Here is a 20,871-nt window from a genome sequence, read left to right on the forward strand (position 1 = left end):
GCGCGCGTGGGTGGGTGGCCATGGCGCGCTGCGTAGACCGTCGCCTTTCCCCGGACGTGCGGCGCCAGGAATGGGCTGGCCCCCTTTCTCACAACCAAGGCAAGATCGGCCGTGTGATACGCCATCCCCACGACGATGCCGAGCTGTCGGCCCTGGTGCGCCGCTATGTCACGCCCGATCGGCGGTACCTGAAGCTCGGCGGCGGCTTGCTGCGCATGCAAAGTCCTGAGTACGAAAGTCCTGATGACGACCGATTCATGCGAGATCTCCGCGAGGACGCGGGGCTCATCACCGCGGATGAGATCGCCACCCTTCTGGAGGGCGGCTGGCGAGAACGGAGAACCGCGGCTTGGTTCGTGGCTGTCTCCCGCCGGACCGGGTTCCGTGAGCGCCTCGGGGAACTCCTGCTGGCCAGCGAGACCTGCTGTGTCGGGCTGGCCTATAGCGTGGCCCTGGCCAGTTTCGGAACGGCGCGCGACGCTGATCTGCTCGCCGCCTACCTTGATCGCTACCTCCGCCGCCCTGACCTCGCGTACGACCAGACCGTAGTCATGGGCGCTCTCCGGTTCATCGACCTGAATCTTGGAGGTGATCAGGCCGACCGTTTCCTGGGCCCGGGCGGCCTGTGGCAGCAGTGGCTCCAGGATGCGTCTCACATGGAGCCCAACACGGACCCCACCCCCTCCTATTTGAGCCTCATTCGTAGGCTTTGCGCGTTCGTCGACGAATGCGCCGAGGTGGGATGACGGCACGCTGAGAACCGTGCCGGCCACCTCCCTCTCCGCATGCTCTTGTCACCTGCTCTCGCTCGTTCCCGGCTCGTGGAGCGCGGCCCGTCCGGCCTCCAGGCGTGCGACCGGGACGCGGAACGGCGAGCAGGAGACGTAGTCCAGGCCGGCCGCGTGGAAGAAGTGGACGGAGTCCGGATCTCCGCCGTGCTCACCGCAGACGCCGATCTTCAGGCCCGGGCGCGCTGCGCGGCCCTCGTCGACCGCGATCCGGACGAGTCGGCCCACTCCGTCGCGGTCGAGGGTCTCGAACGGCGAGGTGGCGAAGATGCCCTTGTCGAGGTACGCGGAGAAGAACGCCGCCTCGACGTCGTCGCGGGAGAAGCCCCAGGTGGTCTGCGTGAGGTCGTTGGTGCCGAAGGAGAAGAACTCCGCCTCCTCGGCGATCCGGCCGGCTGTGAGCGCGGCCCGGGGCAGCTCGATCATCGTGCCGACCGGGCAGTGCACGGGGACACCGGTCTCCTCGGAGACCTCGGCCAGGACGCGCTCCACCTCCTCGCGTTCGATGCGCAGTTCCTCGACAGCGCCGACCAGCGGCACCATGATCTCCGCCTCGGGGGAGCCCCCGGCTCTGGTGCGTTCCACGACCGCCTCGGCGATCGCCCGCACCTGCATGGCGACCAGTCCCGGGACCACGAGGCCCAGCCGCACCCCGCGCAGACCGAGCATCGGGTTCTCCTCGTGCATGCGGCTGACGGCTTTGAGGAGCGCGGTGTCGTGCGGGTCGGGCACACCGCCCCGGGCCTCGGCGGTCGCCAGGCGCACGGCGAGGTCGGTGCGGTCGGGCAGGAACTCGTGCAGCGGCGGGTCGATGAGCCGGATCGTGACCGGCAGACCGTCCATCGCCTCCAGGATGCCGGTGAAGTCCCGCCGCTGGAGCGGGAGCAACGCGCCCAGCGCCTTGTCCCGTTCCGCCTCGTCGTCGGCCAGGATCATCGCCTCGACCAGCTTGCGGCGCTCGCCGAGGAACATGTGCTCGGTGCGGCACAGCCCGACGCCCTGCGCGCCGAAGCGCCGGGCGCGGGCGGCGTCCTCGGGGGTGTCGGCGTTCGCCCGCACCTCCATCCGCCGGGCGTCGTCGGCCCGCTCCATGGTGCGGGCCACGGCCTCGACCAGCCCGTCGGACCGCCGGCCCGTCTCGAAGTAGCGCATGACCGCGGAGTCGACGAGCGGAGCGGCACCCAGGTACACAGCGCCCTCGGACCCGTCGACGGAGACGACCGTGCCCTCCTCGACGGCGGTGTCGCCCACGGTGAAGCGACGTGCTGCGGTGTCGACGGTGAGTTCCTCGGCACCGCACACGCACACGGTGCCCATGCCGCGGGCGACCACGGCCGCGTGGCTGGTCTTGCCACCGCGGCTGGTCAGCACCGCCTGCGCGGCGATCATGCCAGGCAGGTCGTCGGGGGTGGTCTCCTGGCGCACGAGGACGACCTTCTCGCCCGCAGTGGCCCGGCGGACCGCTTCGGCCGAGTCGAAGACCGCCGCGCCCACGGCCGCACCCGGCGAGGCGGGCAGTCCGTGCGCGAGCGGCTCACCGACTGCCGACGTGTCGAACCGGGGGAACATCAGCCGCACCAGACCGTCCCCGCTGACCCGGGCCAGACCCTCGTCCGGGGTGATCAGCTCCTCGTCGACGAGCTCGGTCGCGATGGCGAACGCCGCCTCGGCGGTACGCTTGCCCACCCGGGTCTGCAACATCCACAGCCGACCGCGCTCGATGGTGAACTCGATGTCGCACAGATCCCGGTAGTGCGTCTCCAAAGTGCCCATGTGACGCCGCAGTTCGCCGTACGAGAGCGGGTCCAGCTCCTCCAGAGCGGCCAGTGGAACGGTGTTGCGGATGCCGGCCACGACGTCCTCGCCCTGCGCGTTCGCCAGGTAGTCGCCGTACAGGCCGGGCCGGCCCGTCGCCGGGTCACGGGTGAAGGCGACCCCGCTGCCGGAGTCGGACCCCAGATTGCCGAAGACCATGATCTGCACGTTGACCGCGGTGCCCAGGTCGTCCGGGATGTGCTCGCGGCGGCGGTAGAGCCGGGCGCGCTCTCCGTTCCAGGACTCGAAGACGGCGAGCACCGCACGGCGCAGTTGCTCGTCCGGGGGCTGCGGGAAGTCCTCACCGGTCTGCCTGCGGATCAGGTCCTTGTACGTCCCGACGAGCCTGGCCAGATCCGCCGCGTTGAGCCCCAGGTCGTTCGTCGCCCCGCGGGATCGCCTGAGGTCGGCCATGGCGTCCTCGAACAGCGAGCTGTCGACGCCCATGACCGTGCTGCCGAACATCTGCACGAGGCGGCGGTAGGAGTCCCAGGCGAAACGTTCGTTGCCGGAGGCCTTCGTCAGGCCGAGCACGGAGTCGTCGTTGAGGCCGATGTCGAGGATCGTCTCCATCATGCCGGGCATGGAGAACCGCGCCCCGGAACGGACGGACAGCAGCAGCGGGTCGTCGGGCTGGCCCAGCCGTCGTCCCGCGGCCCGCTCCAGGGCGCTCAGGTGCTCGGACATCTCGCCGGCCAGGCTGTCCGGCTCGGTGCCGGTGGCCAGGAAGGCCCGGCAGGCCTCGGTGGTCACGGTGAAGCCCGGCGGGACCGGCAGACCCAACCGGGTCATCTCGGCCAGGTTCGCGCCCTTGCCGCCGAGCAGGGCGGCCATGTCCCGCCCGCCTGATGCGAAGTCGTACACGAGACGGACCATGGCGCGGTCTCCTCCGTCGGGCTTCGGGCGGGGTACATCTCAAGGGTCCGCCCTCGGGACCGGAAGTGGCAGGTGCTGTCGGTCCCCCTCCGAGGGCCGGTCGGCCCAGGCAGGAGATCGCCGACCACGTGGTGGCGGTGTTCTCCGAGGGCCTGACCGACATCGCCTGGCATGCCGGTGCAGACCGCCGCCGCGCTCGAAGGGCCGTCGCGCTCGAAGGGCCGTCGCGGTCCCGAGGGCCGGGTTGAGGTAGCCCCGTGCCCGCTGGTGCTGGTCGAGCAGGGCCCGGGTGTCACGGCGATGCCTGAGCACGGGCGCACCACAGTGGTGGCGCAGGGCAGCGCGACTGCGGACCGAAGTGACGGGTCCGCGACGCCGTACGCGTTACCGGTCTTCGCGGTGGTCAGGTGCTCATTGCCTGCCTGGCCTGCCCGGCGAGCCGAGGCCTTCGTGCTACGGGGCAAGGGCCAGTCCCGTCGGCCCTCGGGAGCAGACACCACGTCATGACGTGGTGTGCCTGCCACGTGCCGACCTGTGCAGGGGCGCAGCACGGGCGTGAGGCCATGGCGAAGACGGCGTCGCGGGCCGGCCGCCGACGCCGATCAGGGTGGGCCGAACCGGGCCGGCCGGCCTGCATGCGGCGGACTTGGACCACCGGCCCTGCCGCGCCGCGCTGGCGGACGCCGCCACGAGCTCTGCCCCTCCACGCGGCCGAAGTTGCCGCATTCATCGAGGTCACCTGGCGGCAGGGCAGCATAGGGGGCCCATGACCTCACGGTTGACCGCCCTGACGGTGCGACCGGCCGGCTCCGCCGGGGAGAACAGGCGCGGTGCTGCCATGACTCGCCCTACGCGGATCCGCCATTCAGGATGACGAGGTCGAGGCGCCGGCGGCGCAAGCGGAGGCCGGCGGCGAATGCTGTTGGCCTCCGCCGACCACCACCACATCGGTGTGCCGTGTCACGCACCCGGTTGCGCGGCGGTGAACTTGCGTCGCCAGGCCAGGGAGACGTAGACGAGCGCGACCAGGACCGGGACTTCGATGAGCGGGCCGACGACGCCGGAAAGGGCCTGGCCGGAGGTGACGCCGAAGGTGGCGATGGCGACCGCGATCGCCAGCTCGAAGTTGTTGCCGGCCGCGGTGAAGGCGAGGGTCGCGGTGCGGTCGTAGGCGAGGCCGATCACCTTGCCGAGCATGAAGGTGCCGAACCACATCACCGCGAAGTACACCAGCAGCGGCAGCGCGATACGGGCGACGTCCAGCGGCTGGGAGGTGATCGTCTTTCCCTGGAGGGCGAAGAGGACGACGATCGTGAACAGCAGGCCGTACAGCGCCCACGGGCCGATCCGCGGAAGGAAGTCGGACTCGTACCTCTCGCGTCCCAGCTTCTGCTCGCCGATACGGCGGGTCAGGAACCCGGCCAGCAGCGGGACACCGAGGAAGATGACCACGTTCAGGGCGATCTTCCACATCGAGATGTCGAGGTGCTCACCGTCTCCCAGGCCCAGCCATCCCGGCAGGAGATCGAGGTAGAGCCAGCCGAGCAGACCGAAGGCCAGTACCTGGAAGACCGAGTTCAGGGCGACCAGGACGGCGGCTGCCTCACGGTCGCCGCATGCCAGGTCGTTCCAGATGATGACCATGGCGATGCAGCGGGCCAGGCCCACGATGATCAGACCGGTGCGGTACTCCGGCAGGTCCGGCAGGAAGATCCACGCGAGCGCGAACATCACAGCGGGTCCGACGACCCAGTTGATCACCAGGGACGAGACCATGAGCTTGCGGTCGCCGGTGACCGCGTCGAGCTTGTCGTAGCGGACCTTGGCCAGGACCGGATACATCATGATCAGCAGGCCGAGGGCGATCGGCAGGGAGATGCCGCCGATCTCGACCTTCGCCAGCGCGTCGTTCATACCGGGGATGAGCCGGCCCAACCCGAGGCCTACGGCCATGGCGAGCAGGATCCACACGGCAAGGTAGCGGTCCAGCGTGGAGAGCTTGGCGACGACCGAGGCGTCCTCGGTGGTCGTCGCGGGGGCGTCGGTGGTCACGGGCAGGCCCTCTTGCTGTCGGCGTTGGTGCGGGCGGTTTCAGCAAGTGCCGTGAACTGCCCGGCGAGCGTCTCGAGGACCTCGGGCCTGAGTCGGTAGTAGGTGAACCGGCCGCACGGCTCGGTCTCCACCACTCCGGCCTCGCGCAGCACCTTCAGATGGTTGGACAGGTTCGTCTGCTTGGCGCCGGTCTCCTCCACCAGATGCGTGGTGCACAGTGTCTCGCGGGCCAGCAGGGTCACGATCTGGAGCCTGAGCGGCTCGCTCAGCACCCGGATCAGTTCAGTGTCGACTGACGTCAGCATGGACTGATACTGTCACATCACCTCGGGCTGATACCAGTCCAGACTGACTTGTAGGCCCATCGGAAGGGTCTTCTCATGTCCGGCCTCTCTTCACCGCCCCTCCTGCCCGACGACCGCCTTGCCGCCGACACGGCCGGGCTCGCCCCCCGTCAGGCCGGCCGCTTCTCGGCCGATAGTGTGCAGGGCCTGCTCGCCGACTCCTGCCGGGCTCCGGTCGAAACCGCCTCGACCACGACCGGCGGTGAGCGCCGTCGCACCTGTCGCGAGGCCGGGCGCCTGATCGTCCTCGAGCCGCACATCGCGCAGGAGGAGATCAACGCCCGCAAAACCGAGGTGCCCGCCACCGTGCCGAGCACCTGAACTCCACCGCACCACCCGCCACCGCATTCTGTGAGGGAAGAACCGATGTCCGCTCCGCTCGCCTCCGTGCTCTTCGTCTGCGTCCACAACGCCGGCCGCTCGCAGATGGCCGCCGGATTCCTCAGCCACCTCGCGGGCGACCGGATCGAGGTCCGCTCCGCCGGCTCCGTCCCGGGCGACCAGGTCAACCCCGCCGCGGTCGAGGCAATGAGGGAAGTAGGCGTCGACATCTCCGCCGCCACGCCGAAGATCCTCACCACCGAGGCTGTCCAGGCGTCCGACTACGTCATCACGATGGGCTGCGGTGACGCCTGCCCGATCTTCCCCGGCAGGAAGTACCTCGACTGGGCCCTGGAAGACCCCGCGGGAAAGGGAGTCGAGGCCGTCCGTCCGATCCGCGACCAGATCAGGACCCGCATCGAGGCCCTCATCGCCGAGATCGACGCCGAGCGGGAGGCGTAAGCCTTTTCCGCACCCGCCTTGGCATCGGTTGGCGCCCAGCAGACGAGGCAGGATCGCCGCCGGCTCGGGGATGAGAACCAGATCCGGGTGATCGACTGCCCGGTGGTCTTCGAAGACGACGGAGCCTGGCGGGGCCGTAATTCCGTTGTCGGAGCACCAGCCTGTCCGATCGAATGTCGCCATGGGTGATGACGCTCTCTCGAACCATCTGGAGCAAAACCGACGCTATTGGGATGACGAGGCGGCTGCGTGGCACGGGCCGCTTGCCCGTGATCACTGGTCACAGGCGGAACCGCGTTGGGGATTGTGGGCAACCCCTGAGTCGCAGGTCTCCGTGCTTCCCGGCGACGTGTCCGGGATGAACACCATTGAGCTGGGCTGCGGCACTGCCTACGTTTCCGCTTGGTTGGCCAGAGCAGGGGCCCGGCCGGTCGGGATCGACGTCTCGGAGAAGCAGCTCGCCACCGCTCGCGCGATGCAGGGGGAGTTCGGCATCGACTTCCCCCTGGTCCTCGGCAATGCCGAGAAGGTGCCCTACGAGGACAACACGTTCGGGCTGGCCATCAGCGAGTACGGCGCCTCGTTGTGGTGTGACCCCTACCGGTGGATCCCGGAGGCAGCCCGGCTTCTCGTTCCCGGAGGCCGGCTGGTGTTCATGCGCTACTCACCGCTGTTCGCGATGTGCGTGCCGTCCGAGGGGCCGGCGTCCACCAACCTGTCCCGCGGGCAATTCGGCCTGACTCGGCTGGACCAGGGTAATCATGTGCAGTTCATCCTGCCGCATGGCGAAATGCTCCGTCTGCTGCGGTCCTGCGGCTTCGTCGTCGAGGACCTGATCGAGATTCAGGCGCCGCAGACCGCGCACGAGGGCTACGCCGAAGTCTCCGCCGGATGGGCCCGGCAATGGCCCAGTGAGGAGATCTGGAAGGCGCGGCTGGCAGGCTGACAGCTCCGGGGACCCCGCATGGCCCTTCCTCGGTGCTCTTGTTCCCTGTCGGGGTAGACCAGAAATGGACCCGTAGAGGGGCCAGTAATGGCCAGCCTGCACATCGTGGAGCCGGGGCGTGTCGTGGCAGACGTCGAGTGCGTTGGGAGCTCACCGCGGTGGTCGGCCCCGGCCAGGGAGGCGCCGTCCCGGCGTCCGGCTGTCCGTGCACGTCCGCCGGCCTCGGGCAGGATGGGCGGGTGCTCCCTCCTCGACTGCTGTGGCGTGATCCTCGGCCCATCCCTCGCTTCAACCGGCAGGAGCCGGTGACCCTGATCGTCCGTGATCCCGGCTTCTATGAGCCGAGCGACGATGACGACTGCTCAACGTTCGGGTATTTCTGCCAGGCGCACGACCGCCCCTATCGGCACGAGTCCTGCGGGGAAGGGCCGCATCTCATCGCTCTGCACTGCCAAGAGCACGGGCCGGAGAGCATGTGGCCGCAGCCACGCATGTGCATGTTCCCGGAGGGGTTCGAGCCACCGCTGAGCGATGTCCAGCTGGCCTGGGTGCGAGCGGAGGACGACGCTGTCTAGCGTGGTAGAAGGTGGTTCCTGAGCAGCGCACACACCGCACCCCACCTGGTGATCAGGTGGGGCGCTTGCTGCCGAAGGAACCGGGTGGCGATGAGGCTCGGCGGGCCACGAAGGCCCGGACCGGGCCGGGTCGGGTCGGGTCGGTCGGGGCGGGTCGTGCGGAGCGGATTCCCGGCTCTCGGGGATCACCAGCCGAGCCGATCAGGATGCTCACTCACGCTGTGTTCAGGTCGGTGCGCAGCAAGTGGTGGTCCGAGTACCGGGTCGGATGCACGTGGTGCTCGAGCGGGGCGATGCCTCGTAGGAAGATGTAGTCGAACTTGCTCTGCCAGTCCGTGGTCGCCTTGCAGTCGCCGGTGGGCGAGGGACGGCACGCGGGGTCCGTATCGGCCGCCAGAGCCCACATCCCGGCGAGTTCGGGGGCGTCGGGCACGGCGTTGAAGTCGCCGAGGACGATCGCGCGGTCGTGCTGGGCGACGTCTGGGGCGAGTACGCGGGTCTGGTCGGCCCGGACTGTTTCTTGACGCCGTTCCGCAAGGTGCGTGTTGAAGACTCGCACGGGCTTGCCCCCCACAGTGGTGGTGACGGCCATGTACCCACGGTCTTCGGATCCGCCGTCGGGGTACTCCGCAATCACGTGGTCGGTCATCGGTGCCGCGGAGAGAATCGCCTGGCCGAAGGCGCCTGGACTCCACGGCGCCCCTCCACAGCGGCCCCAATTGCGAAGAACCGAACCGTACTCGACGTGGTAGACCAGCCCGTGCAGGTTCTCCAGATGGTCCCGGATCCGCTCGACGTCGCGCACGCACGCTTCCTGTAGGCCGATGACCTGGGGCGCGTACCTGGCGATCTCCGCTGCCCGGTCAACGTTGCTTACGTCGCAGGGGTTGCAGATGTTCCACGTCATGACCCGGTTCGACACGACATCCCTGACGGGCTCGACGGGCAGCGACCTGGCGAAGAGGGCACCGCTCGGTGCGCTGGGGCCGACGAGTACCGTGCAGGCCACGATCAAGGCGCCCGCGAGCAAACGCACGTTTCTGCCGAGCACCGTCGCCTCCTCAAAGTGGATACCCGTGGCATCTGACGTCTCTACGCATGAGGTTATGGGACGAGGTTGTGAGCGACGGGGACTTTTCGATCTTTTCGCCGAGCTGTTCACGAGAGCCGGACAGCTCGACCCCGCGAGGTCAGGTCGGCATTCTCGCCCTGGTCAGCCTGATTGCCGTGACGTGGGTGTCTTTGCCCGGATTCTCCAAGCCGAGGCTGTGGCCGTGCAGCCACCGCCCCGTGCTTCGGCGATCGCGCGGCCGGCGGGCCGAGCGCACGCACACCTGCGCCCAGGCGGTGCGGGGTGCCGCCAGTTCCCGCCGCAGCTCGGTCAGCTCCGGCACCGGGGCCTGGTGCAGGCAGCCGTCCGCGCCGAGCTGGTGGACCGGGTGAAGCCGCTGGTGGCCGCTCCGACCGGCGGCGAATGCCGCTCGGCCCTCGGCATTTTGACGATCACGCCTGCCGGCCGCTGGTCGACGGACAGCGCGGGCCGCGGTGATCCGTCTGGTCGCCAAGGCCAACGGCTACTTCGGCGACGCCGCCGCCCTCGCCCGCGTCCCGGCCCTGATCCGCCGCGGCACGACTTACCCGGTGCGGGTGCTGGCGGAGGGCGACCGTATCCAGGTGTTCCTCAACGGCACCCGGATCATCGACGTGACGGACACGACGTACGCCGATGGCCACATCGCCCTGAACGTGTTCGGAGGGAGGGCGGCGTACCAGGCACCTACGCAAGCCCCTCTAATCGGTGAAGGGGTCCTCCAGAGTCGGAACGCATGGAGACAGCAGCGCCTCCGTGTGATGAGTGATCATGCCCCGGGCGAGCCTGAGCACGCGTACGTCGTTCTCATGTCCCGGGTCCTCGTCATCGCGCATATGGAGGAGTCCGTAGGAGCCAGGAGCAACCCTCGCCACATGCTCGAACAGACCGACGACATCAGGCGACGAGCGGTGATTGGAATGGCCTCCCAGGTGGATGAAGGGCTCGCCGTTCATCCACCTGAGGTCAAGGAGGTAAGGGCTGTCTATCTCGGCGATGCGAAGCCGGAGCTCGTCGACGATCTGCCGTAGTCGGGCTTCATCGTCATCGTCAACTGCGGTCTCTCTGACCGTGATCCAGCCGTGGTACTCGAACACACCGCGATCCTAATGAGGTCGGTCGGGCGTCACCACACCCGACCGTCACATGGTCAGCCGGACACTGTCCAGCAGTGCCTCGTCAGGTTCCGGCTCTGGGTCTGCTTGGGGTGAGGGGGCGTCCGCAAGTGGTCCAGGCCCATACCGTGCCTGAGTTCGCGGTAGCCGTGCTCGATGCACCAGTGCCTCTTGGCCGATCGCACCAGGCCCTCAACCGGTGTGGTGGCGGGCAGGTTCGATATCCAGTGCCGGTCGGGGCTGCTCGGCCTGCGGGCCATGAGCCGAAGCGGGTCCGGGCCTCGCCGGCCTCCGTCGGTGGCACAGCCAGGCCGTCTTCCCCCGGCGACGCGCACGCGTCTGGAGTAGCTCAGGCGACGGGGTGCGTGGCTGACTCTCGTCGAGTCGGTCCGCGTGGTGGGCCATGGTCATCACCTACAATTAATCATTCACAGAAGATAATTCTCCGGAAGATGAGTGATGGCTGACGCTGACCTGCAGCTGCTGTACCGGGAGCTGGTCTCGCTGGAGATCGAACTGTGGAACGGCATCGAGGGGCGGTTGCGCGCCGAGTACGACCTGCCGCTGACCTCGTTCGAGGTGCTGCACCTGCTGCTGCGGAGGCCTGGGCGGCGGGTCCAGGACATCGCGGAGGCGTTCTCGATCACGGTGGGCGGGACGAGCAAGGTGGTCGACCGTCTGGAGGCGGCGGGCCTGTGTGGGCGGCGGGCCAATCCGAACGACCGCCGTTCCTCGATCGTCGAGCTCACCCCTGAGGGGCGGAAGCTCGTGGACAGGGCGCTGAGGGTCTTCGAGGACGAGCTGGAACTGCGTATCGGGTCGGTGATTCCCGAGAAGTCCGTACGCGAGGTGACCGCGGTCCTCAGCACGCTGCGGGCCGCCGGACGCGCACTGGATGCGGAGCGGAAGGCCGCCGGGCAGGCGCCGGTGCCGGGTATGAGGGCGCCGAAGCAGCCCGGCCGGCCGGCGTCGTGAGCCGCGGCCGCTCCGGAGTGTTGGTGGAGGGCTGACGGGTCAGAGGGCCGGGGCCGGGGGAACGCGGTCCCGGCCCTCTGACCCGTCAGCCCACGGTTCAGTCGGCGATGCCATCGAAGGCGATGATTTTGTCGATGTGGCCGCGAACGAGGAGGTTGCCGGGGCCGCCGTTACGCGCGGCGTACTCCTCGGCGCGGTCCCCGCCCATGTAGCGGGTGCCGAGGAGTACGCTCCAGCGCAGCATGTCGGCAGGGTCCTCCGAGACCTCGGCGTGACCTTCGAGCAGGACGAACGCGTACGGTGGCCGGTCTTCGTCGATGCAGAGGGCGAACCGTTCGTCGCGGGCGAGGTTGCGGCCCTTGACCCCGTGCTTCTCGGTGGTGAGCACGATGTCGTCGCCGTCGAGGAGGAACCAGACCGGTGTCACGTGGGGCCTGCCGTCGGCGCGGACGGTCGACAGCTTGCCGGTGCGCGTGCCGTGCGCGACGAACGCCCGCCACTGCTGCTCGGTCATCTTGCGCATCTGAGTGCCTTTCGCATGCGTGCCGATCGGCTGACGGGTGCCCGATGCCGAGGCCGGCCTCGGCATCGGGCACCCACGGATTCAGCCCCAGAAGGCGTCCTCGGCGGCCGGGTCGCCGGAGAAGAGCCACATCTCGGTGATCTTGCCGCCGGTGATGCGCAGGAGGTCGACCCCGTCCATGCTCATCGACGCGTCGTCGTGGCGGCCGCTGAAGTGGATGGTGGCGGTGACCAGATCGCCGTTGCCCATGAGCGTATGGATCTTGTCGATGGCGAAGGTGCCCCGGCTGGCCTCCATCATGCTGCCGAGCATCTGGAAGACGGCGTCACGGCCCTTGTGCTCGCCGGAGAACCGGTTGGCGCCGGGTTGGTGCCAGACGATGTCGGCGTCGAGGAGCTCGCCGAGGGTGGCCATGTCGCCGGTCTGAACGGCCTGGAAGTAGGTGCGGGCGATGTCGATGTCGGTGCTCGTCATGTTGTTTGCTCCACGGGGTCTCGTGCCGGGGTAACGGCTATCGGGCGAAGTCGAGGCGGTCGGCCAGACCGGCCTCGGTGAACGCGGCCTCGATCTCGTGTCGGCCCTCCTTGAAGTGCGCCCAGCTGTCGAAGTGGGCGGGGACGACCCGACGCGCGCCGAGGACCTTCGCGGCCTCGGCGCCTTGGGCGCTGTCGAGGGTGAGCAGGGCGTTGTCGAAGGCGAAGTCCATGCGGGCGCCGCCGAGGAAGAGGACCGCGGTGTCCACCGGGGCGAACTTGTCTGCGATCTCCTTGACGTGTTCCAGGGCGGCGTTGTCGCCGCTGACATAGATCGAGGGAAGACCGTCGGAGGTGAGCATGAAGCCGACGACGTCACCGGAGATCGGTTCGCAGCCGACGGGACCGTGCCGGGCGGGCACAGCCGTGACGGTCACCGTGCCGCCGTCGGGCCGCTTGAGCTCGGCGGTCTCCCAGAAGGCCAGTCCCTGCGCGTTACCGCCCAGACGACCGGCGCCGCTGACGGTGGTGAAGACGACCGGCACCTCGGGCAGGAAGGCGCGCCCGGAGTTGTCGAGGTTGTCGTCGTGTTCGTCGTGGGAGAGCAGGACGGCGTCGACGCGGCCCAGGTCGGCGGCGGTGACGGGCGACGGACCGGTCTTGACGAGCTTGTGGTCGCCGGGGAGGGGCATGGGGTACTCGCCGGGCGGGTCGAAGGTCGGGTCGGTGACGAGCCTGAGCCCGCCGTACGCAATGAGGGCGGTGGGGCCGCCGTACACGCGGACGTCGGTCTTCTCGCTGGTGGCGCTGGCGCCGGACATCGGGGACCTCCCGGTCGGGAACGGTGAAGAGGCAGCCCTGCGGGTGGATCCGGCAGGACACAGGGTGCAGGCGGAGACGGGCCGAAGGGGGAGACGGGCCGCAGGGGATCGGCCACCGGGCCGGTGCCGTGCGGCGGCCTGCGGAGCCGGTTACCGGACGGAGACGGAGAACACGCCGAAATGGTGACCGGCCGTGTCCTGCAGCCGGGCGAAGGTGAAGCCCGCGGCGTCGGAGACCGGCTTCATGAGCACCGTGGCGCCCAGTTCCTCGGCACGCTCGACGGTCGCTGCGACGTCCTGGACGTGAACGTAGAAGATCGCGTAGTTGGGGAAGCTGCCCTCCGACTCCCACACGCCGCCCGCCGGCTGCTGGGCGCCCGGCGTCATCACCGAGTGATAGGTGACGCCGGGCGTGTTGGTGTTGAGGACGTACTTCCAGTCGAAGAGCTCGCCGTAGAACTCCTTGACCTTCTCCGGCTTGTCGGTGCCGAACTCGAACCAGGCGACCGAGTTGAGCGCGGGAACGGTCATGACACTCACTCCTTACAGCCCCTTACGGGGATAGAGGTAACTCTCCAGGGCGTGATGAATCCGGAGGGTGACGGCTGCTGTCGGCGGGATGGCGCAGCAGCCCGACCTGCTGGGCGAGTCGCCAGATGCCCTGGATCAGCTGCCATCCAGGAAACCATTTAGATTCCATGGAATCAACTTCCGGGGATTATTGTTCCCTGTGATGCGGGTTTGTCGACGCCCAGTCGACCGGCCCCGTGGACAGCGGAGGGACCAGGCCGCCCGGACGCCGGCGGCCGGCCGCAGAGAGGAACCCCGTCATGGAACCGGTCGAGATCGAGGCGAAGACCCTGATCCAGAAGTCGAGCACCCCGTCGGACGACTACGTCATCAACCCCTACACCGGCTGCGTGATCGGCTGCGCGTACTGCTTCGCGTCCTTCGCGGGACGGCAGTTCGGCCGGTCGGCCAAGGAGTGGGGCGACTACCTGTACGTGAAGAAGAACGCCGTAGAGCTGGCCCGCAAGGAGTTGGCCAGGATGCCTGAGCAGAAGCGTCGCGGAACGATGCTGCTCAGCTCGGTCACCGACCCCTATCAGGGCCATGAGACGAAGTACCGGCTCACCCGCGGCATCCTGCGCGAGCTGAAGACGGTCGAGTACCCCGGCCTGGTGCGCATCCTGACCAAGTCGCCGGTCGTCACCCGCGACATCGACCTGCTCACCAGTCTGCCCCGGGCGGAGGTTGCCGGACCTGGCCGAGGCGTTCGGCGCCCGGCTCGGGCGGGACGTCGCCTTCCAGCAGATTTCCCCCGAGGAGTTCCGTACCTCGGTCGCGCCCTTGATCGGGGAGGGCGCGGCTGCCGATGTAGCGGGGGCCTACCAGGCGATGAGCGCCATGCCGCGCCGCTCGATCACGCCGGAGACCTCCGCCCAGAAGCTGCTGGGCGCCACCCCCCGGACCACGAGCCAGTGGCTGGCCGACATCGGTCTCTGACCGCAACCGCTGCCGACCTCGGCCGAGTTCGGCACGCAGACCGTGGCAGGCTGCCGTACGCCGTCGGCGGCCTGCCACGCCTCCAGCGCCGCCGACGGCCACAGCAACGCGAAGACAACCCAGCAGGGCGTCAGTCAGCGGCTGAGCTACGACCGCCGGAACCGCTGACGAGTGTCAGTGTCAGTGGTGCCTGGAACGCTGGACGCATGAACGGTGACGAGCAGCTGCTGCGCGGCCGGGTCTACGGCCACGACCACGACGACCCCGATCCCGGACCGCGCCCGGGCCGTACCTACGTGGCCCTGGTCGGCGGGCCCTTGGACGGGCTGTTCCTGGACGTCACCGGCTGGACACCGAACCAGATCGCCGCCGGCGCCGCTCTGCCCACCGAGCTCGGCAAGTTCGGTGCCGGTGGCCGCGCCCTGTACGACCCGCGTCCCGGCGATCCCGGCCGTTTCGAGTGGGCCGGTGACAGTCCCTGATCGCCACGCGGCCCTCCGGACATCCGGACCTGCGCATTGCTCGCGCCATCGCTATGCAGTCACCGCGTACCGATGTGACCTGTCGTGGTAGGCCTGTGGTCTTGGCCTCCGGCGGCCGTGGTCGGGTTCATGGTCGGCCCTGAGCGCGGGGGAGTGGTGGCCGCTCGCTCACGACCTCGGGTGAAATTGAGGTCGGGACGTGCTGGCCTGGCGGTTCGGCTGGTGTGTGATCAGCAGGCGCCGTTGCGGACGAGGATGAGTGCGTGCTTGTCCGGCGCCGGGTGGCCGCCGTGCTGGGCGGTCGGAGACCAGGCGGGCGATCGCCAGGTGAGTCTCCTCGTGGATTCTCACGGCGTCCGGTAAGCGCCGCAAGAGTGCCCACTGCCGCAGCTCGGCGTTGGTGTGCTCGACGCTGATCCAGGCCGAGGGGACTGGCGCCGCCGCGCCTCGGCCAAATCAACCGGGACGTCGCTGAGAGCGGCAACCGCCTCACATGGGCTCAACCAGAGCCGCCCGCCACTCCGGGCGCGGATCAGCCCCAACACTCGTCCAGTACTCCCGGCCACGCACGATCCGTCCCTGCTGGACGGTCCAGAACGAGGCCACACGGAACACGCCGAACTCGTCGTGCGGCACCTCGACTTCGGAGACGATCTCGCTGCCGTCAGCCACGATCCGCAACACCCGAATCGACCAGCCCCCAGGATATTCGCTGTTCACCGCGACGAAGTTCTTGTTGCCAACGATGCGCTCCGCGCTGACCGGCCACTCGACCACGACGTCCTCTGCGACCAAGTCAGCGACACCTGACCAATCGCGCGCCTCGATCCGATCCCACAATGCCTCAACCACTCCCGAAGGTTCCATGGGAGCACCCTTGCATGAGCCACTGACACCTCGACCATGGGAGCCCAGGGGCGACCTGGCATCTCCCCTCAAGCAGCGCCCCTCCTTGCCGCCAATAGATCCCAATGTCGTTAGTGCCTACGCCTGAACCCATTGGTCGTGGAGTGACCTTCGGCGCACCGCGCAGTTGTCGGGTTGATCAAGTCGGGCGGAATCGGTCCGCCCGTGACCCGCGACGACACGGAGGACACATGAGCGCCCCTATGACTGCTTGGCGGACTGCGGTACGCACAACAGTAGTCGGCACACTCACCACAGGACTTCTCATCTCGGGCGTCACCAGTGCCCAAGCAGCCGCCCCCGCCCCGTCCGCCACTGCCTCAGATCTCCTTCCGAGCCTGATCGAGCAGGTGGCCAACATCCAGTCGGCCATCCTCAACGGCAGTGCCCTGCTTGGTTCCCCGGGCTCGATCCTGCCCAACGGCATCCTCGGCGGCTGACCGGGACGCTGCGGGGGCCGCCGCCTTCCAAGAGACAGGCCGGCGGCCCCACGTCTGGAGTTCAGTTCCCAGGCGCCTACCAGCGCATACTCCGTGGCAGTGCAGTGCAGTGCAGTGCAGTGCAGTGGCAGTGGCCTCGGCTCTGGCCCAGGCCCCGCCAGGGGATCGCATCGGCCGTTCCTACGTGCCCTGGTAGGTGCGCGCAGCCGGCCGGAGGTCGGCCGGGCACACGCGGCTGCGCGGTGGTTACGCGAGCGGCTCCTGGCCTCCTTCGCAGAGGCTGCGCCATCTCCGCCCACCGCCGGGGCCGACGAGTCGGCGGGTCGGCCCCACGGTCAGGCCTGCGCTTCGGGCACGGCGGTCGTCCTGGTGGCATCACCATGTTTGTGGGCGCCGGGTGCGGTGTCCTCGGCGGTGGAGCTGACGCTCCTGATGAGGATTCTTGATTTCGACCAGACCTGCTCTTCGTCCTCACTTGGTCAGGTATCGGACGATGTGGGGAACAAGAGCGTGAGTGGCCAGGTCCGTGGTCGCACTGGGGCGGGCTGCCGCGGTGAATGAGCTCAGAGGAATCAAGATGCCCACCCGGGCGATGGCCTGCCAGACTCGTCGTTCCAGCTGGACAGCGCCAGCGTGAGGTGACTTCGGAGGTCTTGAGGGTGAGTGACTGCGTCTTCTGCAGGATCGGGCGAGATGAGATCGATGAGGACTTGGTCGCCTATCGCTCGGAGAACGTCTTCGTCGTCCCCGCGCTCAAGCAGCGGCAGAACAACCCCGGTCACGCCCTTGTCCTGCCGGTGTCTCACGTGACCGGCTTGCATGCCCTCCCCGTCGATCTCCTGCATGAGATTTTCGAGGTCACAGCGAGAGTGACCTCCGCGGTGAAGGACGCCTATGGGGCTGTGGGTAGCACCGTCACGCAGAACAACCACATCCCGGGTCAGGTGCTTCATCACGTGCATGTTCATGTCGTCCCCCGGTTCGAGGACGACGGGTTTCGCATGCCTGACCCGGAAGTGCGCGAAGCCCCGTGGGACGTGCGACGTGCGCGTGCTGTGGCCCTGCGGAAGGCATTGCCCGGCGGCCGAAGGTCGCCGGGGTCCTGTTGATCGGTGACGGTCAGGCGGAGCTGCTGCCTGCGCCGGTCACGGTGTCCGTCTGAGCGGAGTGATGTCCGGGACGCGGTTCGTGATCGAAGGCCGGGCTGCGCCGGGGGTGGCCAGCAGCGCGACGATGGTGACCGGCTGCTCGCAGTGAGGGCAGTTGCGGATCGCGGTGGGTGCCAGGGCCTGCTCAGCGTAAGCGGGGACGCCCGCGGGCTCCGGTCGTGCCTGCTCGCCGAGGCGGATGGCTCGCTGTTCATCGCGAACCTGGTTGCGCTGTTTCTCCGCGTCGCGTCGGCAGTTGGGCGAGCAATAGACCTGTCGCAGGCGGGGGTTGACGGTGAAGGTTCCCTGGCAGACGGGGCAGATGTGGGCTGCGGGGGGTGCGGGTGGAAGTCGGTGGGCCGCGGATTTGCAGCGGGGAGAGCAGTAGATCTGGCGGGGGTGCGGGATGAACTCGCCCTGGCAGACAGGGCAGTTGGCTGGCTGCGGGGAGGGCGGGGCGGTGTCGGCGTCAGGAGACACGGGCGTTCACTCCCTTGCGGATGGTGTCGGCCTGGGTCTGGTGGTTGCGCAGCCGGTAGGAGGGTCCGTCGATGCCGGCCACTGCGGCCCGGTGCAGGAGCCGGTCGAGCATCGCGGCGGCGACGGTGGCGTCGCCGAAGGCGCCGGCCCAGTCGGCGATGCCGACGTTGGTGGTCAGGATCGTGCTCGACTTCAGATACCTCTGGTTGATCACCTGGAAGAGGGCGGAGGCGCCGTCCTCGGGCAGCGGGAGATAGCCGAGTTCGTCGATGATCAAAAGCTTCGGGCCTACGCAGAACCGCATGCAGGTCTTCCAGCGACCTTCGAGGGCGGCCTTGTGGCACTTGGCGGCGAGTTCCGCGGCGGTGGTGAAGTAGACACGGTGCCCGGCGTCGACTGCTGCCCGGCCGAGCGCGACGGACAGCATGGTCTTCCCGACGCCGGGCGGCCCGACGAACAGCACGTTGGAGGCGTCGTCGAGGAAGCGCAGGGTGGCCAGGTCGCGGATGAGCTTCTCGTCGACGCCGGGCTGGGCGGCGAAGTCGAAGTCGTTGAGGGTCCAGGGTTCGGGCAGGCAGGCGAACCGCAGGCGGGCGGCGAGCCGGCGGGCCTCGGTGGCCTCGACTTCGATCTCCAGCAGCCTCTCCAGGGCTGCGGTCAGCGACATCCGTTCGGTGCGGGCCTGGTCCAGCACCCGATTGAGTGCCTCGGCGGCGTCGTTGAGTTTGAGGTAGGACAGGTGACCTCGCAGCTGCTGGAAGCGGCGTGCTTCGCTCATCTGCATCGGCGACGTACTCACTCCGTGTTCTCCTCCTTCGGTGAGGGAACGGACCGCAGCCGGTCGGCCACGGCGGCATAGTGGGACAGGTCGATCACGACCCGTTCGGCTGGATCAGCGGCTGCTTGCTGTCCGCGCAGCCGCTCGGCCTCGGCGAGCGCGGCCTGGGATGGCGGCCTGCGGACCTTGTTCTTGCAGGGCGCCCGGTCCGAGAAGGCCGCCAGGACTTCTCGTTCCAGCGCGATGACATGTCCGGCGTCCCGCACTGTCTGACCGGCGCCGCGAGGAGCCCGGCGGTGGCGGGCGATCACAGCCCGTCCGGCGGTGGCGATGTCGAGATGGTCCTCACCGAGCCGGTGCCGGACCCTGACCTGGGCCCCGGCCAGTCCCGGCGGAATGGAGTACAGATTCCCGTCGAAGGACACCAGGCACTGCGGGCTGACTCCGTTCGACCTCCAGCTCGGCGGGGAACGGGCGAACCGGAACGTCCAACAGCCTTTCGGCTGCCGCGAGTTCACCGACGGTGACCTTGAGGCCGTCCAGGGTCCGGCGGCGCTCGTCCATCCGGACGGCGAGTTTGTCGATGCCGGACTGGGCCTGGCCGACGCTCAGCGCATCGGGGACCGTGCGCCACCAGCAGTGGGCAGCCGAGTGGTTGGCCTTCTCGACGACACCCTAGCGGTTGCCGCGACGCGGCGGGCAGATGTCCACCCCGACGCCGTAGTACTTCGCGACCGCGGCGAAGGAGGCCGTGACCTGGCCGCTGGAGGGGTAGCAGACTGTCGCCATCCGGTCAAAGCGTCACCGTCTCGCCGTCCCGCCCAGCTTGCGGACCACCTGGTCGAGGGCCTGGACCAGGTGCGGGAAGTCCTCGGACTCCGCCAGCACCGCCCGCCACCTGCCCGAATGCGCGAGCGCCCCGACCAGCAGGTGAGCGTGCTCGCCCACTCCCCACCCCTGCGGCGGGTCCGGCAACTCCAGCCAGTCGAACTGGATCTCCTCGCCCGGAGGATGCGCGATCATCGCGACGTTCCGGCCGGTCTCGGCATGACACGGCTCGCAGTGAGGGCGCACCTGATAGCGGCGAAGCGCGCGGGTGAACGTCGAGTATCCGCCCTCATAGCCAAGGCCCTTGACCTCGTCGAACAGGGTCGAGGCCCACAGATGAGGGTCGTCTGCCAGTCGCTGCCGGCAGTACTCCAGGAACGGCACGAAAGCATCCGGGCTCTGACGGCGCTGCCCTGGGACCTGCTCACCGTTCAGATAGGAGCGGATGGTCTTGCGATCACGGCCCAGATGCCGCGCGATCGCCGAGATCGTCCATCCCTGACGACGCAGTGCGTGAGCGTCCACGTCTTCCTCCAGCGTGAGCATCCAGGCCCCCGACCAGGCCGAACTCGTAGCTCGCGCAAGCTCTCCACGACACACCCATGCCAGTGCGACACGCCGCTCAACATCACGCGAAGAGACCCGACAAGGTCACACGAAGGGTGGGGAGATCGAAAGAGCAGGTTTGGCCCACCTCAGAGCACGAGGTGGCCGCTTTCAAAGAGCGCCATCACTCCGGGCAGGCCGTGGGCACGCGGGGAGGTACGACGCGGCCTCAACGAGGGCCGGTTCGACGTCGATCGGCCGCGGCTGGTGCTCGACGGCCTGTCCTCAGCCTGTCGCCGCCTGTCAAACGGGCCCTCGGCTGGACGAAGTCCCGGCCGCGCAAGCCAGAGGCAGCCGATCGGTGGACCCTCGCTGATCATCGCCGCCCACAGTATGAGACAGCCGGCTTGTCGGGATAGCTGTCAGCTTCTCGTTCCTGCCGCTCACGCCGGCCGCGTGGCGTCGCCGTGAACGTTCGATTCCAGTGGTGCGTTGCCACAGCGTTGCGCCGCGTGCGGGACCTGTGGGTGACGCTCTGTCAGGTGGTTCGAGTAGTGCCGTCCACCCGTTCGAGACCTCCC

22 protein-coding genes and 1 pseudogene are annotated in these 20,871 nt (G+C 68.6%); 9 read left to right on the forward strand and 14 right to left on the reverse strand.

Going from position 1 to position 20,871, the window contains the following annotated elements:
• Nucleotides 1-113 precede the first annotated feature (113 nt).
• On the forward strand, nt 114-746 hold the full coding sequence (locus AQJ84_RS27020) for a DUF6000 family protein (protein WP_030040424.1): 633 nt from the start codon (nt 114-116) through the stop codon (nt 744-746).
• 48 nt (nt 747-794) lie between these two features.
• On the opposite strand, the gene ppdK is transcribed toward AQJ84_RS27020, so the two are convergent.
• The 3 genes from ppdK to AQJ84_RS27035 form a co-directional block, all read right to left on the reverse strand.
• The gene (gene ppdK, locus AQJ84_RS27025) at nt 795-3,479 is read right to left on the reverse strand and encodes a pyruvate, phosphate dikinase (protein WP_030040425.1); all 2,685 of its coding nucleotides are present in this window, start codon (nt 3,477-3,479) and stop codon (nt 795-797) included.
• A 960-nt stretch (nt 3,480-4,439) separates the two neighbouring features.
• A complete protein-coding gene (gene arsB, locus AQJ84_RS27030; RefSeq protein WP_030040426.1) occupies nt 4,440-5,537 on the reverse strand; it encodes an ACR3 family arsenite efflux transporter in 1,098 nt (365 codons plus the stop codon).
• On the reverse strand, nt 5,528-5,836 hold the full coding sequence (locus tag AQJ84_RS27035; protein ID WP_030040427.1) for an ArsR/SmtB family transcription factor: 309 nt from the start codon (nt 5,834-5,836) through the stop codon (nt 5,528-5,530). Before AQJ84_RS27035 ends, arsB begins: the two co-directional genes overlap by 10 nt.
• A 75-nt stretch (nt 5,837-5,911) precedes the next feature.
• Between AQJ84_RS27035 and AQJ84_RS27040 the strand changes: the two genes are divergently transcribed.
• The 4 genes from AQJ84_RS27040 to AQJ84_RS27055 all read left to right on the forward strand — a co-directional run bounded on the left by AQJ84_RS27040 (nt 5,912) and on the right by AQJ84_RS27055 (nt 8,179).
• On the forward strand, nt 5,912-6,196 hold the full coding sequence (locus AQJ84_RS27040; protein WP_030040428.1) for a hypothetical protein: 285 nt from the start codon (nt 5,912-5,914) through the stop codon (nt 6,194-6,196).
• A 45-nt stretch (nt 6,197-6,241) separates the two neighbouring features.
• Nucleotides 6,242-6,658, forward strand: coding sequence for an arsenate reductase ArsC (locus tag AQJ84_RS27045; RefSeq protein WP_030040429.1), 417 nt, complete (start codon nt 6,242-6,244; stop codon nt 6,656-6,658).
• Nucleotides 6,659-6,839: 181 nt separating this feature from the next.
• Complete coding sequence (locus AQJ84_RS27050) at nt 6,840-7,604, forward strand: class I SAM-dependent methyltransferase (RefSeq protein ID WP_030040430.1); 765 nt, start codon at nt 6,840-6,842, stop codon at nt 7,602-7,604.
• 305 nt (nt 7,605-7,909) lie between these two features.
• Nucleotides 7,910-8,179, forward strand: a complete 270-nt coding sequence (locus AQJ84_RS27055; RefSeq protein WP_030040431.1) for a hypothetical protein — start codon at nt 7,910-7,912, stop codon at nt 8,177-8,179.
• A gap of 214 nt (nt 8,180-8,393) precedes the next feature.
• Here AQJ84_RS27055 and AQJ84_RS27060 read toward each other — a convergent pair whose 3' ends face one another.
• The 3 genes and pseudogenes from AQJ84_RS27060 to AQJ84_RS45160 all read right to left on the reverse strand — a co-directional run.
• Complete coding sequence (locus AQJ84_RS27060) at nt 8,394-9,230, reverse strand: endonuclease/exonuclease/phosphatase family protein (RefSeq protein WP_030040432.1); 837 nt, start codon at nt 9,228-9,230, stop codon at nt 8,394-8,396.
• A 740-nt stretch (nt 9,231-9,970) separates the two neighbouring features.
• Nucleotides 9,971-10,366 (reverse strand): Imm7 family immunity protein, encoded by a 396-nt coding sequence (locus tag AQJ84_RS41340; RefSeq protein WP_078631879.1) that lies wholly within the window; start codon nt 10,364-10,366, stop codon nt 9,971-9,973.
• Nucleotides 10,367-10,494: 128 nt separating this feature from the next.
• Nucleotides 10,495-10,643: pseudogene (locus tag AQJ84_RS45160) on the reverse strand (IS701 family transposase); the annotation flags it as partial.
• Nucleotides 10,644-10,843: 200 nt separating this feature from the next.
• On the opposite strand from AQJ84_RS45160, the gene AQJ84_RS27070 reads away from it, so the two are divergent.
• Nucleotides 10,844-11,359 (forward strand): MarR family winged helix-turn-helix transcriptional regulator, encoded by a 516-nt coding sequence (locus tag AQJ84_RS27070; RefSeq protein WP_037802876.1) that lies wholly within the window; start codon nt 10,844-10,846, stop codon nt 11,357-11,359.
• A 97-nt stretch (nt 11,360-11,456) separates the two neighbouring features.
• Here AQJ84_RS27070 and AQJ84_RS27075 read toward each other — a convergent pair whose 3' ends face one another.
• The 4 genes from AQJ84_RS27075 to AQJ84_RS27090 all read right to left on the reverse strand — a co-directional run bounded on the left by AQJ84_RS27075 (nt 11,457) and on the right by AQJ84_RS27090 (nt 13,707).
• On the reverse strand, nt 11,457-11,882 hold the full coding sequence (locus AQJ84_RS27075; RefSeq protein WP_030040436.1) for a PPOX class F420-dependent oxidoreductase: 426 nt from the start codon (nt 11,880-11,882) through the stop codon (nt 11,457-11,459).
• A gap of 81 nt (nt 11,883-11,963) precedes the next feature.
• Complete coding sequence (locus AQJ84_RS27080; RefSeq protein ID WP_030040437.1) at nt 11,964-12,356, reverse strand: nuclear transport factor 2 family protein; 393 nt, start codon at nt 12,354-12,356, stop codon at nt 11,964-11,966.
• A 37-nt stretch (nt 12,357-12,393) separates the two neighbouring features.
• Nucleotides 12,394-13,176: an MBL fold metallo-hydrolase gene (locus tag AQJ84_RS27085; RefSeq protein ID WP_030040438.1), complete on the reverse strand. Its 783-nt coding sequence runs from the start codon at nt 13,174-13,176 to the stop codon at nt 12,394-12,396.
• 150 nt (nt 13,177-13,326) lie between these two features.
• Nucleotides 13,327-13,707, reverse strand: a complete 381-nt coding sequence (locus AQJ84_RS27090; protein ID WP_030040439.1) for a VOC family protein — start codon at nt 13,705-13,707, stop codon at nt 13,327-13,329.
• A gap of 723 nt (nt 13,708-14,430) precedes the next feature.
• Between AQJ84_RS27090 and AQJ84_RS27095 the strand changes: the two genes are divergently transcribed.
• Nucleotides 14,431-14,682: a hypothetical protein gene (locus AQJ84_RS27095; protein WP_053193555.1), complete on the forward strand. Its 252-nt coding sequence runs from the start codon at nt 14,431-14,433 to the stop codon at nt 14,680-14,682.
• Between the two features lie 206 nt (nt 14,683-14,888).
• Entirely contained in the window at nt 14,889-15,164 is a 276-nt protein-coding gene (locus AQJ84_RS27100; RefSeq protein WP_030040441.1) for a hypothetical protein, read from the forward strand.
• 489 nt (nt 15,165-15,653) lie between these two features.
• Here the strand turns inward: AQJ84_RS27100 and AQJ84_RS27105 are convergent, their stop codons facing one another.
• Nucleotides 15,654-16,031: a nuclear transport factor 2 family protein gene (locus tag AQJ84_RS27105; RefSeq protein WP_030040442.1), complete on the reverse strand. Its 378-nt coding sequence runs from the start codon at nt 16,029-16,031 to the stop codon at nt 15,654-15,656.
• Nucleotides 16,032-17,067: 1,036 nt separating this feature from the next.
• Here AQJ84_RS27105 and AQJ84_RS27110 point away from each other — a divergent pair.
• Nucleotides 17,068-17,619 (forward strand): HIT family protein, encoded by a 552-nt coding sequence (locus AQJ84_RS27110; protein ID WP_225877233.1) that lies wholly within the window; start codon nt 17,068-17,070, stop codon nt 17,617-17,619.
• 508 nt (nt 17,620-18,127) lie between these two features.
• Here the strand turns inward: AQJ84_RS27110 and istB are convergent.
• The 3 genes from istB to AQJ84_RS44370 form a co-directional block, all read right to left on the reverse strand.
• A complete protein-coding gene (istB, locus tag AQJ84_RS27115; RefSeq protein WP_225877234.1) occupies nt 18,128-18,937 on the reverse strand; it encodes an IS21-like element helper ATPase IstB in 810 nt (269 codons plus the stop codon).
• Nucleotides 18,934-19,434: a Mu transposase domain-containing protein gene (locus AQJ84_RS44365; RefSeq protein ID WP_225877235.1), complete on the reverse strand. Its 501-nt coding sequence runs from the start codon at nt 19,432-19,434 to the stop codon at nt 18,934-18,936. Before AQJ84_RS44365 ends, istB begins: the two co-directional genes overlap by 4 nt.
• Before the next feature lie 283 nt (nt 19,435-19,717).
• Nucleotides 19,718-20,290 (reverse strand): terminase gpP N-terminus-related DNA-binding protein, encoded by a 573-nt coding sequence (locus AQJ84_RS44370; RefSeq protein WP_225877236.1) that lies wholly within the window; start codon nt 20,288-20,290, stop codon nt 19,718-19,720.
• Between the last annotated feature and the right edge of the window lie 581 nt (nt 20,291-20,871).

Source organism: Streptomyces resistomycificus, assembly GCF_001514265.1.
GTDB lineage: Bacteria > Actinomycetota > Actinomycetes > Streptomycetales > Streptomycetaceae > Streptomyces > Streptomyces resistomycificus.

Bases quoted from the DNA above. Each gene is read 5' to 3' on its own strand.
- ppdK (WP_030040425.1), bottom strand. From the start codon at position 3,479: ATGGTCCGTCTCGTGTACGACTTCGCATCAGGCGGGCGGGACATGGCC.
- AQJ84_RS27035 (WP_030040427.1), bottom strand. From the start codon at position 5,836: ATGCTGACGTCAGTCGACACTGAACTGATCCGGGTGCTGAGCGAGCCG.
- AQJ84_RS27040 (WP_030040428.1), top strand. From the start codon at position 5,912: ATGTCCGGCCTCTCTTCACCGCCCCTCCTGCCCGACGACCGCCTTGCC.
- AQJ84_RS27045 (WP_030040429.1), top strand. From the start codon at position 6,242: ATGTCCGCTCCGCTCGCCTCCGTGCTCTTCGTCTGCGTCCACAACGCC.
- AQJ84_RS27050 (WP_030040430.1), top strand. From the start codon at position 6,840: ATGGGTGATGACGCTCTCTCGAACCATCTGGAGCAAAACCGACGCTAT.
- AQJ84_RS27070 (WP_037802876.1), top strand. From the start codon at position 10,844: ATGGCTGACGCTGACCTGCAGCTGCTGTACCGGGAGCTGGTCTCGCTG.
- AQJ84_RS27075 (WP_030040436.1), bottom strand. From the start codon at position 11,882: ATGCGCAAGATGACCGAGCAGCAGTGGCGGGCGTTCGTCGCGCACGGC.
- AQJ84_RS27080 (WP_030040437.1), bottom strand. From the start codon at position 12,356: ATGACGAGCACCGACATCGACATCGCCCGCACCTACTTCCAGGCCGTT.
- AQJ84_RS27085 (WP_030040438.1), bottom strand. From the start codon at position 13,176: ATGTCCGGCGCCAGCGCCACCAGCGAGAAGACCGACGTCCGCGTGTAC.
- AQJ84_RS27090 (WP_030040439.1), bottom strand. From the start codon at position 13,707: ATGACCGTTCCCGCGCTCAACTCGGTCGCCTGGTTCGAGTTCGGCACC.
- AQJ84_RS27100 (WP_030040441.1), top strand. From the start codon at position 14,889: ATGAACGGTGACGAGCAGCTGCTGCGCGGCCGGGTCTACGGCCACGAC.
- AQJ84_RS27105 (WP_030040442.1), bottom strand. From the start codon at position 16,031: ATGGAACCTTCGGGAGTGGTTGAGGCATTGTGGGATCGGATCGAGGCG.
- AQJ84_RS27110 (WP_225877233.1), top strand. From the start codon at position 17,068: ATGAGCTCAGAGGAATCAAGATGCCCACCCGGGCGATGGCCTGCCAGA.
- AQJ84_RS44370 (WP_225877236.1), bottom strand. From the start codon at position 20,290: ATGCTCACGCTGGAGGAAGACGTGGACGCTCACGCACTGCGTCGTCAG.